Origin of the sequence: Nonomuraea sp. SYSU D8015 (assembly GCF_008065375.1) — a bacterium.
Classification (GTDB): Bacteria; Actinomycetota; Actinomycetes; order Streptosporangiales; family Streptosporangiaceae; genus Nonomuraea.
The window spans coordinates 129607-144131 of record NZ_VJYI01000006.1 but is presented as its reverse complement, the minus strand read 5'-3'; the positions used below and the strand labels follow the sequence as shown (position 1 = coordinate 144131).

Annotated in this window: 15 protein-coding genes; 5 read left to right on the top strand and 10 right to left on the bottom strand. The window is 72.4% G+C overall.

What is annotated here, in order from left to right:
- Nucleotides 1-37 precede the first annotated feature (37 nt).
- The 6 genes from ID574_RS25880 to ID574_RS25855 form a co-directional block, all read right to left on the bottom strand.
- Nucleotides 38-1588 (bottom strand): flavin monoamine oxidase family protein, encoded by a 1551-nt coding sequence (locus ID574_RS25880; protein ID WP_223167068.1) that lies wholly within the window; start codon nt 1586-1588, stop codon nt 38-40.
- A gap of 233 nt (nt 1589-1821) precedes the next feature.
- Nucleotides 1822-2664: a M55 family metallopeptidase gene (locus ID574_RS25875; protein WP_188191566.1), complete on the bottom strand. Its 843-nt coding sequence runs from the start codon at nt 2662-2664 to the stop codon at nt 1822-1824.
- A gap of 34 nt (nt 2665-2698) precedes the next feature.
- Nucleotides 2699-3904: a DUF6395 domain-containing protein gene (locus tag ID574_RS25870; RefSeq protein WP_188191565.1), complete on the bottom strand. Its 1206-nt coding sequence runs from the start codon at nt 3902-3904 to the stop codon at nt 2699-2701.
- Nucleotides 3895-4326 (bottom strand): hypothetical protein, encoded by a 432-nt coding sequence (locus ID574_RS25865; RefSeq protein WP_188191564.1) that lies wholly within the window; start codon nt 4324-4326, stop codon nt 3895-3897. The genes ID574_RS25870 and ID574_RS25865 overlap by 10 nt, the downstream gene beginning before the upstream one ends.
- 61 nt (nt 4327-4387) lie before the next feature.
- On the bottom strand, nt 4388-5161 hold the full coding sequence (locus tag ID574_RS25860) for an enoyl-CoA hydratase/isomerase family protein (RefSeq protein WP_188191563.1): 774 nt from the start codon (nt 5159-5161) through the stop codon (nt 4388-4390).
- Nucleotides 5162-5183: 22 nt separating this feature from the next.
- A complete protein-coding gene (locus ID574_RS25855; protein WP_188191562.1) occupies nt 5184-5837 on the bottom strand; it encodes a hypothetical protein in 654 nt (217 codons plus the stop codon).
- 99 nt (nt 5838-5936) lie between these two features.
- On the opposite strand from ID574_RS25855, the gene ID574_RS25850 reads away from it, so the two are divergent.
- Nucleotides 5937-6230, top strand: a complete 294-nt coding sequence (locus ID574_RS25850) for a Fe-S cluster assembly protein HesB (protein ID WP_188191561.1) — start codon at nt 5937-5939, stop codon at nt 6228-6230.
- Here the strand turns inward: ID574_RS25850 and ID574_RS25845 are convergent.
- A complete protein-coding gene (locus ID574_RS25845) occupies nt 6227-6913 on the bottom strand; it encodes a CBS domain-containing protein (RefSeq protein ID WP_188191560.1) in 687 nt (228 codons plus the stop codon). The genes ID574_RS25850 and ID574_RS25845 overlap by 4 nt on opposite strands.
- A gap of 85 nt (nt 6914-6998) precedes the next feature.
- Here ID574_RS25845 and ID574_RS25840 point away from each other — a divergent pair, with 85 nt between their 5' ends.
- A complete protein-coding gene (locus tag ID574_RS25840; protein ID WP_223167067.1) occupies nt 6999-9026 on the top strand; it encodes a CehA/McbA family metallohydrolase in 2028 nt (675 codons plus the stop codon).
- Nucleotides 9027-9282: 256 nt separating this feature from the next.
- Here ID574_RS25840 and ID574_RS25835 read toward each other — a convergent pair whose 3' ends face one another.
- A complete protein-coding gene (locus tag ID574_RS25835; RefSeq protein ID WP_188191559.1) occupies nt 9283-9720 on the bottom strand; it encodes a PaaI family thioesterase in 438 nt (145 codons plus the stop codon).
- A gap of 105 nt (nt 9721-9825) precedes the next feature.
- Between ID574_RS25835 and ID574_RS25830 the strand changes: the two genes are divergently transcribed.
- Nucleotides 9826-10443 carry a TetR/AcrR family transcriptional regulator gene (locus tag ID574_RS25830; RefSeq protein WP_188191558.1) on the top strand — a complete coding sequence of 206 codons (618 nt, stop codon included), beginning with the start codon at nt 9826-9828 and terminating at the stop codon, nt 10441-10443.
- Between the two features lie 165 nt (nt 10444-10608).
- Here ID574_RS25830 and ID574_RS25825 read toward each other — a convergent pair whose 3' ends face one another.
- Both ID574_RS25825 and ID574_RS25820 read right to left on the bottom strand, forming a co-directional pair.
- Nucleotides 10609-11493 (bottom strand): 2-hydroxy-3-oxopropionate reductase, encoded by an 885-nt coding sequence (locus ID574_RS25825; RefSeq protein WP_262496050.1) that lies wholly within the window; start codon nt 11491-11493, stop codon nt 10609-10611.
- A 63-nt stretch (nt 11494-11556) separates the two neighbouring features.
- The gene (locus ID574_RS25820) at nt 11557-12351 is read right to left on the bottom strand and encodes a hydroxypyruvate isomerase family protein (RefSeq protein WP_262496046.1); all 795 of its coding nucleotides are present in this window, start codon (nt 12349-12351) and stop codon (nt 11557-11559) included.
- 286 nt (nt 12352-12637) lie between these two features.
- Here ID574_RS25820 and ID574_RS25815 point away from each other — a divergent pair, with 286 nt between their 5' ends.
- Entirely contained in the window at nt 12638-13366 is a 729-nt protein-coding gene (locus tag ID574_RS25815) for a hypothetical protein (protein WP_188191556.1), read from the top strand.
- Nucleotides 13359-14501: a helix-turn-helix domain-containing protein gene (locus tag ID574_RS25810; RefSeq protein WP_188191555.1), complete on the top strand. Its 1143-nt coding sequence runs from the start codon at nt 13359-13361 to the stop codon at nt 14499-14501. Before ID574_RS25815 ends, ID574_RS25810 begins: the two co-directional genes overlap by 8 nt.
- The last annotated feature ends 24 nt before the right edge of the window (nt 14502-14525 follow it).

The window sequence follows — 14525 nt, the reverse complement described above, 5'->3', positions numbered from 1 at the left end:
CAGAACCTTATTGCGGTCCTGGAAGCAGCGAGCGACGTCACGGGGACTGCAGCACGCGTTGATGCAGCAGGGTGACGGCGCCGCGGGCGGACTCCATGGCCCCCGCCTGCCAGGCGATCAGGTGGGTGAGCCAGTCGCCCGCGAAGTAAACCCTTCCGGCAGGGCGTTGCAGAAGAGTGAAGGACGAATCAAAGGCGGGCCAGCGTACCCACGCTCCCTGGATGTGGGGCTGGCGCTCCCACGCGATGGAGACGCTGGACAGCAGGTTCTGGCGGTACTTCTCACCGTGGATCTTCTTGCCCTGGGTGAGGGCCCGGCGTCTGCGGTCCTCCGGAGTGAGGGCGCCGTACAGCTCCGCGTGGCGGTCGGTGTTGTAGTAGCCGACGATGACGCCGCGTTCGGAGTGGTACCCGTGGGACGGGTACCAGATATGGGTGAGGTCCAGGTCCGTCTCGGTCGCGCCGCCGTAGATGCGGTCCTCCAGCTCCCACCAGCGCCTGCCGTACTCCAGGCCGATCTTGCCGGCCGCGATCGGGACCGGGGTCCCGAGCGCGGCGGTGACCTGGGCGCCGAGGTTGTGCGGGATCTCGGCGAGGAGGTGGGGCGGGAGGGTGGCGATGCAGTAGTCGGCCGTCATGCTGCCGCCGTCCCAGACGACCTCGACGCCGTCGTCGAGCATCGTGATCTTGGTGACCTTGGCGCCCGTCCTGATGCGGTCCTGGCCGACGGCCTCGGTGAGCTTGGCGACGATCGCGTCCATGCCGCCGACCGGCTGGAACATGGGGGTGGCCATGTCGTAGCCGAAGTCGTTGGTGATGGCGCGGCCGGTTCCGGCGGCGAGGACCTGGCGGAGGGAGGCCGGGGGGTCGAGGGGAGTGCCGGTGTCTAACGCCGGAAATTTCACGAAACCGCGGCGGTTGGAGCCCTCGTACTCCAGCTTGGGGCCCAGGTCGCCGAACCTCCGGAGGAACTCGAGGAGGCGGTCCTGGTCGTCCTTGGTGATGGTCTTGTCGAGCGCGCCGATATTTGTGGCTTTGGCGAGAAGTTCTGCGACATATCCGTACATGTCGGCTCTGGCGGTGCGGGCCCGTACGGTGCGGCCGTTGGTGTGGACGTAGGCGGAGGCGTTGTGATTGACGAACGTCTCGATGGGGATGCCCAGCTCGCGGCAGTAGTCCAGGGTCACCATCCACGGGGCGATCCGGGCCGGGCCCGCGTTGAAGTAGACGCCCTCGCCGAACTTCGCCTCCTGGGTGGGGCCGTTCAGCTCGGGGAGCCGGTCGCCGCCGCGCAACGTCAGGTTCCTGCCGCCGGCCTTCTCCCTGGCCTCCAGGAGGGTGCAGTCGTAGCCGGCCTTGCCCAGCTCGTACGCGGCGGTCAGGCCGGCGACGCCCGCGCCCAGGATCACGACCTTGGCCGCCGCCTTCCCGCGCAGGCTGAAGTCGCCCGGCCTGGGGGGCGCGAACTGCTTGTCCTGCTCGGACGGCGCCAGGCCCAGGGCGCCCATGGCGGCGTACATGGCGCCCGCGCCACCCACCGCCCCGATGCCGACGAGCAACCCCCGCCGAGTCAGCGCCGCCCTTTCCACGTCACCCGCTCCCTACTCCCGCTCCCACACCGACCCGCCACACGACCGATCCACCAAACGATGCTCACCTCCGGCTCACCGGTCGCCCACACCCCCGCCCGCCGGGGCGGCGGTGCCGGGCGGTCAGGGGCGATGGCGGTTGGGGCGGGGACACGCAGGACGGGCGCGAGAGCCCACGGGTGGGCGGTCTCCCGCCGTCTTCCCATCTCATCGTCATCGCCATCCCCGTGCCGTCAGCCGTACGGGCCGCTGCCGCAGGCGATCTGGCCGCCGATGGTGGCGAAGATGCCGAACAGGGCCATGATCTGGGTGAAGTCGTCGGTGGTGAACTCGATGTGACGCGGACCGACCGACTTCACGCCGGGGATCAGCGCCACGGCGGCGGCGATGGCGGTCGAGTTCCACTCCACTCCGAGCGTGTACGGCGCCGCCAGCCGGTACGGCGTGAAGTCCGTCAACCGCCCGAGGGCCCGAGCCGTGGCCTCACGGATACGACCCTGGGCGACGCTCGGCGGCAGCAGCTCGGCCGAGAACTTGTCGATCCCCTTCTTCACCGCGACCGTCTCGACATCGCCGAGCACCTCACGCGCCTCTTCACCGACCGCCTCGTCCCCGGTGACCAGCACCACCGGCACGCCGTGGAACCCGGCGCACGCCGCGACGAGCCGCGTCTCGCCGCACAGCTCGCCGTTGAGGTAGACGTTCTGGATCTCCTTGCCCATCCAGGTGTGGTTGAGCACGCCGTCCGGCACGCCCGCCCGGGCGTGATAGCCGACGAAACAGGCGGCCTGGAAGGACCCGTCGAGCCCTTGCGCCATCCGCTGCGCCTTGCCCGGCCCGCGGATGAGGGTGGCCCGACGGTCCAGCAGGTCGATCCGGAGGTTCTTGGTGGAGCCGTGGGCGTCGTTGACCAGCACGCTGGTCGCCCCCGCGGCGAACGCTCCCTCGACGGCCGCGTTGGCGTCTGCGGTCATCAGCTCGCAACCACGCTCGTAGCCGCGCTTGCCGGCGTGCATCTCCTCGGGGTCGGTCAGCCCCGTCACGCCCTCCATGTCCACCGACAGGTAAACCTTCACGCACCAAGCTCCTCAGCTAGCTCGGACCCCGGGGTCAGGAGCCCCATGTCTCCACCCGGCGGGCCTCGTCCTCGGTCATGAAGCCGACGTGGGCCGTCATGAACCCGGCCGCCTGCTCGCGCCACCGCTCCGGGATCTCGTCGATCGCCGGCGGATAGCAGTGGTCGAGCCAGCTCGTGGACTCCTCGGTGGCCTCGAAGTAGTCGAGCGCCGGGGCGAAGAGCGTGTTCTCGATGCCCGGAACGCGCGCGAGCGCGTACTCGATCATCTCCTGGCCGCCATAAGGCGGTTTCCCGAGCCACTTGCGGGCGACCGGGCGGTCGGCGGTGATGGGGGTGTCGAGGGGGCGGCGTTCGACGGCGGCCTGGATGAGCTCTTTGTACAGACACTTCCCGCACGTACGGCACGGCCCGTCGGTGCCGCGCAGGCACCAGCGGACGTGGCCCCTGAGCTCGGACTCCAGGGCCACGCGCATGGTGATCGCCTCGCTGACCCCGCCGACGGGGAGTACCAGGTGCACACCGGCCGTGGCGAACAGCCTCCCCCACTTGCCGTGCGGGGCCCACATGGGGTTGTCCGGGGTGTAGCGGTGCAGGTAGCGGTCGCCGCCCAGCCAGCGTGAGCCCAGCTCGTAGCCGAAGCCGAGACCGCCGAGGTCCAGCTGGTCGGCGAGGAGCAGCGCGCCCGCCGCCACCGCGTGGTGCTCGGGGTAGCCGGGGCGGGGCTCGGCGAGCGTGAACTCCAGATCGGACGTGACCGTGGTCACCTCCCGCCCGGTCGTGGCGGCGAGCCTGGCCAGCACGTCGGACCGGTAGTGCGGCCACCGGTTGGGGACGCGCGGATGCGACACCCGCTGGAAGTGCACGAAGGGCGCCTCCGGGTGGATCGTGGCCGCGGCCACGGAGTCGGCGCCGCCGCTGTACGAGATCGCGAGCGTGCGCCCGGCCTGCCGCGGCTGCGCTCCGACGGGTCCGGCCTCGACGCCCCAGCCGTCGTGAAGCGCGGCGGCGACCTCGGCGGAGACGGCCCGGTCGAACGAGACGCGGCGGCGGGTCCACGGCGCGACCACCGTCCAGGCCGCGACCGCGATGAGGTCGGGGTGTGCGTCGTCGGGGACGCCGCCGATCGAGCAGGAGTTGGTGGCCAGCTTGACGGGATGCTCGTCGGAGGCCTTTCCGGTGATCTCGTCCTCCGGGTCGAGCCGGAAACTCAGGTCCCCGCCGCTCCAGGTCACACGCACGGCCGCTCCCCGGGCTCGGGGGCTCCGGCGGCGCCGTGGCGGGCGCGCGGGTCACCGTCTCCGGCGGCGCCGTGGCCGACGCGCAGGTCACCGTCTCCCGCGGCGCCGTGGCGGGCGCGCAGGTCGTCGATGGCCTGCCAGACGAGGACCTCGTTCTGCAGCACGCCGTCCAGGGCCTTGGCCGTCTCCTGGGCCAGCCGGTACGTGTCGTCGATCCTCGCCTTGTCGGCCGTGGCCGCGGGCCGGGCGTTCCTGAGGCGGGCCACCTCGCCCTGGAGGGCGGCCACCTCCCGCCGCAGCGTCTGGACTTCCCACAGCGCGTCCCGGATGTCCTGACGATGATCGGCGATGGAGATGTACCGGGAGTCGAACCACGCACGCACGGCCTTCCGGAGCCGGGCGGGGACGAGGACGCGCATCATGGACTGTCACGATACTGGCAAAGCCATGACCAAATGGACGACTGCCGGAATGGGTACGGAACTACCGCCCGGTGAACTTTGGCTTGGCCTTCTCGGCGAACGCGCGCATGCCGATCTTGGCGTCGTCCGTGGCGAAGAGCGCGGAGAACTGCAGGCGCTCGACCTCGAGACCTGAGTCGAGATCCACCTCGAGGCCCTGGTCGACGGCCTGCTTGGCGGCGCGCAGCGCGACCGAGGGACCGCCGACGAACGTGGCGGCCCATTCGAGCGCGGCCGTGTAGACCTGCTCGTCCGGCACCACCCGGTCCACCAGGCCCATCTGCAGCGCCTCGGCGGCGGCGACGTGGCGGCCGGTGAAGATGAGGTCTTTGGCGCGGGCCGGGCCGATCAGGCGGGGCAGGCGCTGGGTGCCGCCCGCGCCCGGGATGATGCCCAGCAGGATCTCCGGCTGCCCCAGCTTGGCCGACTCACCGGCGACCCGGAAGTCGGCGCACAGGGCGAGCTCGCAGCCGCCACCCAGGGCGTAGCCGCTGATGGCGGCGATGACCGGCTTGCCGATCTCGGCGACCGCCGTGAAACACGCCTGGAGTGTGCGGGAATGAGAGGCCATGTCCGCGTAGGACATGTCGGCCATCTCCTTGATGTCGGCGCCCGCGGCGAAGACCTTCTCGCCGCCGTACACGATGACTGCCTGCACCTGCGGATCGGCGTCCACGATGCGGGCCGCCTCGGCGATCTCCAGCTGGACCTGGCCGTTCAGCGCGTTCATCTTCGGCCGGTCGAGACGGATCGTGGCGATCTGGTCGGCCACCTCGACGCTTACGAACTCACCCATGGTCCGAAGTTAACAGGTGCCACTACCGCGCGGCGGACTTCACCTCGTCCACGGTCTTCTTGCTGCGCGACACCCGTACGAGCGCCGCGGACAGGCGGGCCAGTTCGTCGTTGGAGTGGGCCAGCTCGGCGAGCGGGCGGGCCTGGCGGGGCAGACCCAGCTTGCCCGCGCCGTCCAGCACCCGTTTGTCCAGGTGCGGCGCGACCTGGGGCCATACGGCCTGGACCTCGCGGAGGAAGATGTCCGCCCCGGTCGGCCCGATGCCGGGGAACTCCATCAGCAGCGAGGCGATCTTGCGGTCGTCGCCCTTCGCCTCGTCGCGCAGTTTGCGCAGGTCGCCGTTCCAGCGGTCGAGGAGCAGCTCGGCGCCGTCACCGAGCATGGTGGCGGTGCGTTCGTCGTAGCGGCGGTAGTGGCCGCGGCCGAGTGCGTCCACCCGGTCCTGCCAACTGGCGTCCCGCATGCCCTTGGGCGTGCCGTACCCGGCCTTGAACAGCTCTTTGGCGGCCGCCACCGCGACGCCGGACGAGATCCGCGCGCTGAGCAGGGTGGCCAGGACGAGCAGCTGGTACAGCGGCTTCGGCTGGTCGGACAGCTTGATGCCGGCCTCGCCCGCGAACGTGGTGCCGTAGCGGTCGAGCAGGACGTCGAGGATGGCTTTGTCGGTCTTGCCCATGCCGCTCCCGCTACCCGGCCGAGCTCCCCACATGCCCGCGTTTGGGCACAGGGCTGCTGGGGAGGCGGAGGTTGCTCAAATGGGGAAGGGAGCTTGCCTGTGCTGACATTGACCCACAACGCCGTGGTGGCGATCCGCGACGTGATGGCCGGCGTGGACGTGCCCGCCGACGCCGGACTGCGCATCTCCGCGAAGGCCGACGAGGCCGGTGCGCTCGAACTCGCCCTGGCCAGCCAGCCGCAGGCGGGCGACCAGGTGATCGAGCAGGAGGACGTGCGGGTCTTCATCGCCGAGGACACGGTGGCGATCCTGGACGACAAGGCGCTCGACGCCCAGCCGGGGGCCCCGGGACAGCCGACGTTCCGCCTCGACCGGCAGCCGGGGGCCGGCTAGCCGAGGTCGGATTCGCTCGCCTGCGGGCGCACGTCGCCGAGCCCGAACAGGCCCACCAGCGTGCCGTCCGCCTGCGTGACGACCACGTGGTCCACCTTCGCCCGGTCCATGCGCTGGATGAGCGGTTCGAGCTGCTCGCTCGGGCGGACCGTGGTCACCCCGACGCGCATGGCCTGCTCGGCGGTGCCGCTCATGTCGGCGCCCTTGAGTTCGTGCGACCCGACGACGCCCTGGACCACGCCGTCCTCGTCCACCACCACGGCGAGCCCGGCGGGATCGCCGAGGATGCGCTCGCTGAGCTCGTCGAGCGGGTCGTCCAGGCCGGCGGTCACGGGGTCGCGGCGCACGTTCTGCGACACCAAATGGGCCTCGCCCTCGTACGGCAGGTCGGCCGCCAGCCAGTCCATCTTGCCCGCCGCGTAGTCGTGGACGTCGCCGAACCCGAGGCGCTCCAGCCGGTGCGCGGCACGCGGGCTCAGGTCGCACAGCCAGTCGTGGCAGTAGACGACGACCGGCCGCGCCCGGTCCAGCGCCGACGGGTCGTCGAGGGCGGCGAGCGGCAGGTTCACGGCCCTGGGCAGGTGCGCCCACGCGTACTCCTCCGCCGGCAGCACCTCGACGAGCTGGGCCTGCCGGGCGGAGACCAGGTCCTGTAGGGCCTCGCGATCGATGATGTGCGTCATGCGGTCCCCCGTACCCTCAGATACCGCTCGCATGGCCGCGGCCACCGTGTCACGATGACGGCGCGTCCATTTCTGGGAGTGTCCGATGTGTGACGATCTGCTGCTTCCCGACCCCGTCGCCCGCGCGCTGGCCGACTACCGCGCCCTGCGTGACGCCCACGGACCCTGCTGGGGCGAGCCGCCCCTGTCGTACGTCGTCCAGGCCTGGGCCACGGTCTTCCTCGACCGCCGCTACGACTTCTGGAACACCGGCCTGCGCCAGGTCGCCGAGCGCTACCCGCACCTGCCCGCGGCAGAGCTGGAGGACCACCTCGGCGAGGTGGACCTCGACCGGGTGGTGCGCGACGCGCTCGCCGGCGACGTCGTGGACAACCTGCCCGCGCTGCGCCTCACCCCGGAGGGGTGCACGGTGGCGGCCGACACGCGGGTGGTGCTGGACGACGATCCCTTCCGCACGGCGCTGCTGCTCGACTCCAGCAGGGAGGAGCCGGTCACGGTGGTCGTGGACGGCACGCCGTACGAGGTGCCGCCGCGCGGCGCGAAGATCGTCGAAGTGGCCGGCGAGGTCGTGGTGGACGGCCGTCCGGTGGACCTGTCGCCGCTGGCCAGACGGGTCGCCGGGGCCGCGGTGAGGGTGCGGGCCGGGTTCCCGTGCCGGTGGAGCGTGACGAGCGCGAACGGCCAGGGGTGGTACCCCGAGGGCGCGCCGCCCAAGATCGACTCGCTCCGCAGGCCGTACTTCCACGGCGACGACCTGGTGGTGGCCGTGCCCGCCGAGCCCGTCACGGTGACGGTGACCAGGGGCATGGAGTACACCTCGTCCGAGGTCGTCGTCACGCCGGAGCCGGGCCGGGAGACGCTGGTCGAGCTCGCGCCCGAGCGGCTGTACGACGCGGCCGCCCGCGGCTGGTACGGCGGCGACCTGCACGTCCACCTCAACTGGATGGGCGAGGAGCCCGCCGCGCCCGCCCTGGCCGCGGCCGCGCAGCACGGCGAGGACCTGCACGTGCTCAACCTCGTGGCCGGCAACGTGGCGAGCGAGCGGGTCTACGACGTGGAGGCGCTGGCGCACTGGGCGGGCGAGGACCTGCCGTGGTCGGACGAGCGCCACCTGGCCAGGATCGGCGTCGAATACCGCAGCGACCTCGTGGGTCACCTGACCGCGTTCGGCATCCGCGAGCTGCCCAAGCGCTACCACACGGGCTTCCTCGGCACGGTGGACTGGCCGCCCAACACGGCCGCGCTGGAGGAGCTGCGGGCGCTGGGCGGCCTCACCGGGTACGGGCATCCGTTCCACACGCCGTTCGGCGACGACGACCCGCCCGACGTGGTGCTCGACCGGGCGCGCAACTGCTCGGCCAGGGAGATCGTCGCCGACGCCGCGCTGGGCCTGATCGACACCTTGGACGTGCTCAACCACTCCTCGATCGCCGGCACCGCCGCCGTCTACCACCGCCTGATCGGCGCGGGCAACCGGCTCGCGGTCACCGCGGGGACCGACGTCGTGCTGTCGTTCTGCCGCCGCGGCACCGCCTCCGCCCCGCCTGGGTGGGAGCGGGTGTATGCGCACGTCGGCGGCCCGCTCACCGCAGAGTCCTACGCCGAGGCCATCGTGCTCGGCCGCACGTTCGCCACCACGGGGCCGTGGCTGGAGCTCGCCGTGAACGGGCACGAGCCCGGCGACACGCTGGAGCTGGCGCCCGGGCAGCGCGTCGAGATCGCGGTCTCCTCGATCGGCCCCGAGGTGGAGTCTCTGGAGATCCGCACCGCGGACGGCGTGCTGGCGCAGGGGCCGCCCGGGCGGCTGGTCGCGTCGATGACGGTGAGCGAGCCGACGTACGTGGTGGCCGTGGCCAAGGGCGGGCCGCACCCGCGCGCGCTCCACCGCAGCGGCGCCTACGCGCACACGAGCCCGGTGTACCTGGACGTCGCGGGCGAGCACGTCGCCAGGGAGGCGGACGTGCGGTGGTGCCTGGCGTGGCTGGACCGGCTGGAGGAGATCCTGCGCGAGTTCGGCACGTTCGAGACCAAGGAGCAGCTGGGAGACCACTTGGAGCTGTACGAGCGCGCCAGGACGGTCTACCGGGGGCGGCTGACCGGAGCGGGCGCGTAGGGGCTCAGGAGCTCGGAGGCGGGGGCGGCGCTTTCAGGGACTCCGCGCTGTACGACTACCTCGGGACAGGCATCGGCGAGACACTCGGCAACGTGCTCACGGCCACGTCGACCGCGCTGCTGCCCGCCCTGGCCGTGCTACGTGGACCGCGCTGCTGCCCGCCCTGGCCGTGCTACGTGGACCGCGCTGCTGCCCGCCCTGGCCGTGCTACGCGACCGCTACGTGCCGCGCCAGGCGACCGCGTGACCGGCGGGCGTCACGAGCCGGCCGACTGGAGGTGCGCGGTCGCCGTGGCCACGGCGACCGGCTCGCCGTCCGGCGCCAGGAGCTCACCCGCCATGAAGCAGACCTGCCTGCCCCGCCGCACCACCCGGCCCCGGCCCACCAGCCTGCCCGGCCGCGCCGGGCGCAGGAACTGGACGTGGAGGTCGAGGGTCGGCGCGAACTGGCCCTCGGGCAGCGTCGCGACCAGCGCCGGCCCCAGCGTGTCGTCGAGCATCGCGGCCAGGAAGCCGCCCTGGACCACGCCCACGGGGTTGGTGAAACGGTCGGTCGCCTGGAAGGCCACCTCGATGGTCCCTTGGTCGGGGTCGACATGCAGGAGCTCCCAGCCCAGAGTCTCCGCCGCGGGCGGCGGCGCCACCCGGCCCGCGAGGACGTCCCAGAACAACCCTCGCCGCGTCTGCGTCTCCATGCCGGCGATTGAACACGACACCACCGACACTTTCCCGGATTAGGACGTGCTCACCTGAGGGTATGCGGGTGGAAACCGACGTCGAAGCGAGAGGCGAGCTGATCTATGAGCGCGACGAGCCATCTCAGGGCCGACGCACGGCGCCACCACGAGCTGATCGTCAACACGGCGCGGACCGTCTTCGCCGAGCAAGGACCGGAAGCGGCCATGGACGAGGTCGCCCGCCTCGCGGGGGTGGGCCCGGCCGTGCTGTACCGGCACTTTCCCGACCGCGACGCCCTGGTCCGGGCCGTGCTGGAGGATGCGCTGGAGCGGATGACCGACCTGGCGGAGTCGGCGCGGACAGAGGAGACCTGGGCGTTCGACGCGCTCAGCCGCTTCGTACGAGGCTGCGCCGAGCTCAGGCTGGACCCGCTCGTCTCGGTGATCGGAACGCGGATCGCGATCGGCGACGGCGGCGCCCGGCTGCTCGAAGCCCTCGAACGCATCGTGGACGCCGCACACCACGAAGGCGCGCTACGCGAGGACGTGGGCGCCGGGGACGTCATGGGCGCCGTGGGGCTGCTCGTCCGCGGCCTGCCCACGCTGCCCGCCGGCCTGGCGCAGGACCTGCGGGAGCGTACGGCGCACCTGGTGCTGGCGGGCATGCGCGCCCATCCGGCCCCGGCCCCGCCCCGTTCACCGATGACCGCCGAGGAGCTGCGCCGGCGCATCACCGGCTGAGGTCAGGCCGGTTTTCCGCACCTTGTCACGGCCGCCCTCCGCTCCTCCGTCATCCGCCGGGTGTCCCCTCAGGAAAGCCGGCGGGGGTCTTCCTTGAAAAGCAGAGCCTTGCCGGCGGCTCCATAGGTGCCGGCCTGCGACGGGGCGGCACGTGTGGCAACGAGGCTATGAGGTGCCCGAGAGGCGTTCGACGCCGCGCAGCAGCGCCGAGTGGTCGAGGCCGCCGTCGCCGTTGGCGTTCGCCGCCGCCACGAGCTGGGCGACCAGCGCCCCAAGCGGCAGGACGACCCCGGCCTCGCGGGCCGCGGAGGTCACGATGCCCATGTCCTTGTGGTGGAGGGCGATGCGGAAGCCGGGCTCGAAGGAGTGGTCGATCATGTTGGCGCGCTTCTGGGTCAGCACGGCGGAGCCGGCCAGCCCGCCGCCGAGCACCTCCAGCGCCGCCTCCAGGTCGACCCCGTAGGCCCGCAGGAAGACCACGGCCTCGGCGAGCGCCTCCAGGTGGGCGGCCACCATGAGCTGGTTGGCGGCCTTGACGGTCTGGCCGGCGCCGCTCGGCCCCACGTGTACGACCGTCCTGCCGACCACGTCGAAGATCGGCTTGGCGGCCTCGAAGGCGGCGGCGTCACCGCCCACCATGATCGACAGGGCGGCGTCGCGGGCGCCGGCCTCGCCACCCGACACGGGCGCGTCGAGATAGCGCAGGCCGCGGCGGCCCGCCTCCTCGGCCAGCTCGCGGGTCACGTCGGGGCGGATCGTGGAGAAGTCGATGATCAGCGTGCCGGGGGCGGCGTGGGCGAACACGCCGCCGTCGCCGGTCAGCACGTCTTGTACGTCGGGAGAGTCCGGGACCATGAGGGCGACGACCTCGGCGCCGGTCACGGCGTCGGCGATGGAGGCGGCGGCCCGGCCGCCGGCCTCGGTCAGGGCCTTGGCCTTCTCGGGCGAGCGGTTGTAGCCGGCCACGCTGTGCCCGGCCCTGACCAGGTGCACGGCCATGGGGCTGCCCATGATGCCGAGGCCGATGAAGGCGATGGTGGTCACGATGATCCTCCCGCGGGGGCCATGAAGGCCTTGGTGCTCACGATGATCTTCCGGCGCGGGCGACGGCGTTCACCAGGATCCGCCCGCGCGTTGCTCGCGTGGGAGCCAGTCGAAGGCGCCGGGCCCCTCGGAGCGGTATTCGAGCCCGATATATCCGTCATATCCGGCGGCGTACAGCTGGTCGATCCACTGCCGGATCGGCAGCCCGCCCGTCCCCGGCGCGCCCCTGCCCGGGGCGTCGGCGATCTGCACGTGGGCGACCCGGCCGGCGTGCCGCTCGATGGCGGCCGCCACGTCGTCGCCGTTCACCGCCAGGTGGTAGAGATCGGCCAGCAGCCCCACGTTGGGCACGTCGCCGAGCCGGTCGAGCACGGCCACGGCGTCGGCGGCGGTCAGCAGCGGGTAGCGCGGCGCGCCGCTGACCGGCTCCAGCAGCACGGTCCCCGTCACGCCGCGCGCGCAGGCGGCCAGCGTCTCCAGGGCCACCTCGTCCTGCTCCTTCGCCTCGACGCCCTCGACGCGGTTGCCGTACAGCGCGTTGAACGCCCGGCAGCCGAGCCGCTCCCCGATCGCCGCCACCACGGGGATGTTGTCCAGGAGCTCACGCGAGCGCCCCGGCCACGACACCAGGCCGCGGTCGCCGCCCGGCATGTCGCCGGCGAAGAAGTTGAGCCCGGTCAGCCGCACCCCGGCGTCCTCGACGGCGCGTACGAACGCCTCCACGTCCCGGTCGGCGGGGACGGCGACCGGCCACGGCCACCAGAACTCCACTGCCGCGAACCCGTCGGCCGCCGCGGCGGCGGGGCGCTCCAGCAGGGGCAGGTCCGTGTAGAGGATCGAGCAGTTGACGGTCCACCTGATCACGCGCGGATCCCCCTCCGGCTCCGGCTGCGCCCGGCCCGGCGTCCGGGGACAGCACCCCGGATCGCCCACATGTCAGACGAGCATCTTAGCCCTGTCGTGCGCAAGTGCCGCTTCGCCGCAGGCGGGCCACCGTGCCGTTCGGCCGCGGCACGTCGGCGTTCGCGGCGGGGCGACACGCCGTCCGGAGAAAGCGGCTTCGTGAAGCGCGGACGTCACTATGATGTTGGAAAATAAAGTGGCTCCGGTGTGCGGGTGCTGCTGGGCAAAGCGTTGCGGAGGTGCGCCCATGTCGGTGTCGCGGTGGGCCCGGGAGACGTTCGGGCAGCGTGCGGCGGTGATCAGACAGGGCGTCGCCGAGGCGCTGTCGCTCGCGCTCGACAACGCCCGCGACGCCCAGAGCGCGGCGCAGACCGACCACACGCACCCGTTCGGGTTCACGCTCATGTCGCGCAAGTTCGAGGCGCTGGCCGAGACGTTCGAGGACATGGGGGACGTCAGGATCGTCAAGCCCGCTGGGTCGCCGCACGAGCTGGTGGTGCTGGACGGCAAGCTGCTGTTCCCGTTCCGCTATGCCAAGGACCGCTCGTTGAGCGTGATGAGCGCGCGCATCGGCGAGGGCCGGCCGTCGGCGCTCGTGCAGGCGCTGTTCAACCGGTTCGGGCCGGAGCCGACGATGCGGCAGCTCGCGTTGCACGACGTGGCGCCGCACGCGGTGCCGGTGGCCGAGGCGCTGAGCGACCTGCCGGGCGACACCAGCCTGGTGCTGATCGCGTACGCCTGCAACGCCCACGCCGGGCTGCTCGACGCCTGGTGGGGCGAGGCAGAGCTGCTCGACCGCACCGGCAGCCTGCGCTGGCACCACTGCGAGGAGATCCCGCTGGCCGCGCCGGTCGGCTCGGAGCAGACGGCGCTGCCCGCGGCCGCCTTCGACCAGGGCGCCCTGCCCACTCCCGCGCTCAATCCGCGTACGCGGGCCGTGCACGAGTTCAGGGCAGAAGCCGCGGGCGGTGAGTAGTTTCCGAGCAGGCCCGCCCACCCCGCAGGCCGTCGCCGACGCGTTCGAGGCCACCCGTCTCACCCAGGCCCGCCACCTGGCCGCGCTGACGAAGAAAGAGGTGGCCGAGCACCTCGGCGTCTCCCCCGCCGCGGTCGGCCAATACGAGGCGGGCGTCACCCGGCCGCGCCCCGACCTGATCCCACGGCTGGCCGAGGTGCTGGGCGTGCCGATGGCGTTCTTCCTGCCCGGGCGCCCCCATGGCAAGCTCGACGGCTCCATGGCGCATTTCCGCAGCCTCCGCTCCACCCGCGCCTACCAGCGCGCCAAGGCCGTCGCGTTCGTCGAGCAGGTGTGGGAGCTGACCTACGCGCTGGAGCGGCGGGTCCAGTTGCCCGCCGTCGACCTGCCGGGGTTCGCCGGCGGCGAGATGCACTCCGCGCTGCCCCGCGACCCGGCCGGCGCCGCCCGGGCGTTGCGCGCCCACTGGGGCCTGGGCACCGGCCCGATCAGCCACCTCGTCCGCCGCATGGAGGCCCACGGCATCGTCGTGGTCTTCCCCCGGCACGACCCCGACGCGGTCACCGTCGACGCCTTCTCCACCTCCAGCCTGCCGCGGCCGATCGTCGTGCTGACCCCCAACAGGTTCGACGACATCTACCGCCACCGCTTCACCGCCGCTCACGAGCTGGGTCATCTCGTCCTGCACGGCGACACCGCCGCCGGCGACACCCACCAGGAGCGCGAGGCGGACGCGTTCGCCGCCGAGTTCCTGACACCGCGCGACAGCATCCTGCCCCAGCTGCCGCTCCGCGTCGACCTGCGCAAGCTCGCCGAGCTGCGGCGCACCTGGGGCGTGTCGGTCGACTCGCTGCTCTACCGCTGCCGCGAGACGGGGCTGATCTCCGACTCGGCGGCGAGCCGCGCCTACCAGCGCCTGGCCGCGCTGCGCGACCAGCCGGGCTTCACCAACGAGCCCGTCTCCGGCTACCCGGGCGAGCAGCCCGTCCTGCTCGCCCATGCATTCGACCTGGCCACCCGGGAGACGGATCTGACCGCCGCCACCCTGGCCCAGGAGCTCGCCTGGCCCATCGGCCGGGTACGCGAGCTCATCGGCCTCCCCGACCGACGGCCCTCGCTCAAGCTCGTCCTCTAGGCGGGCCGTGTCGGCGGCTCCGGA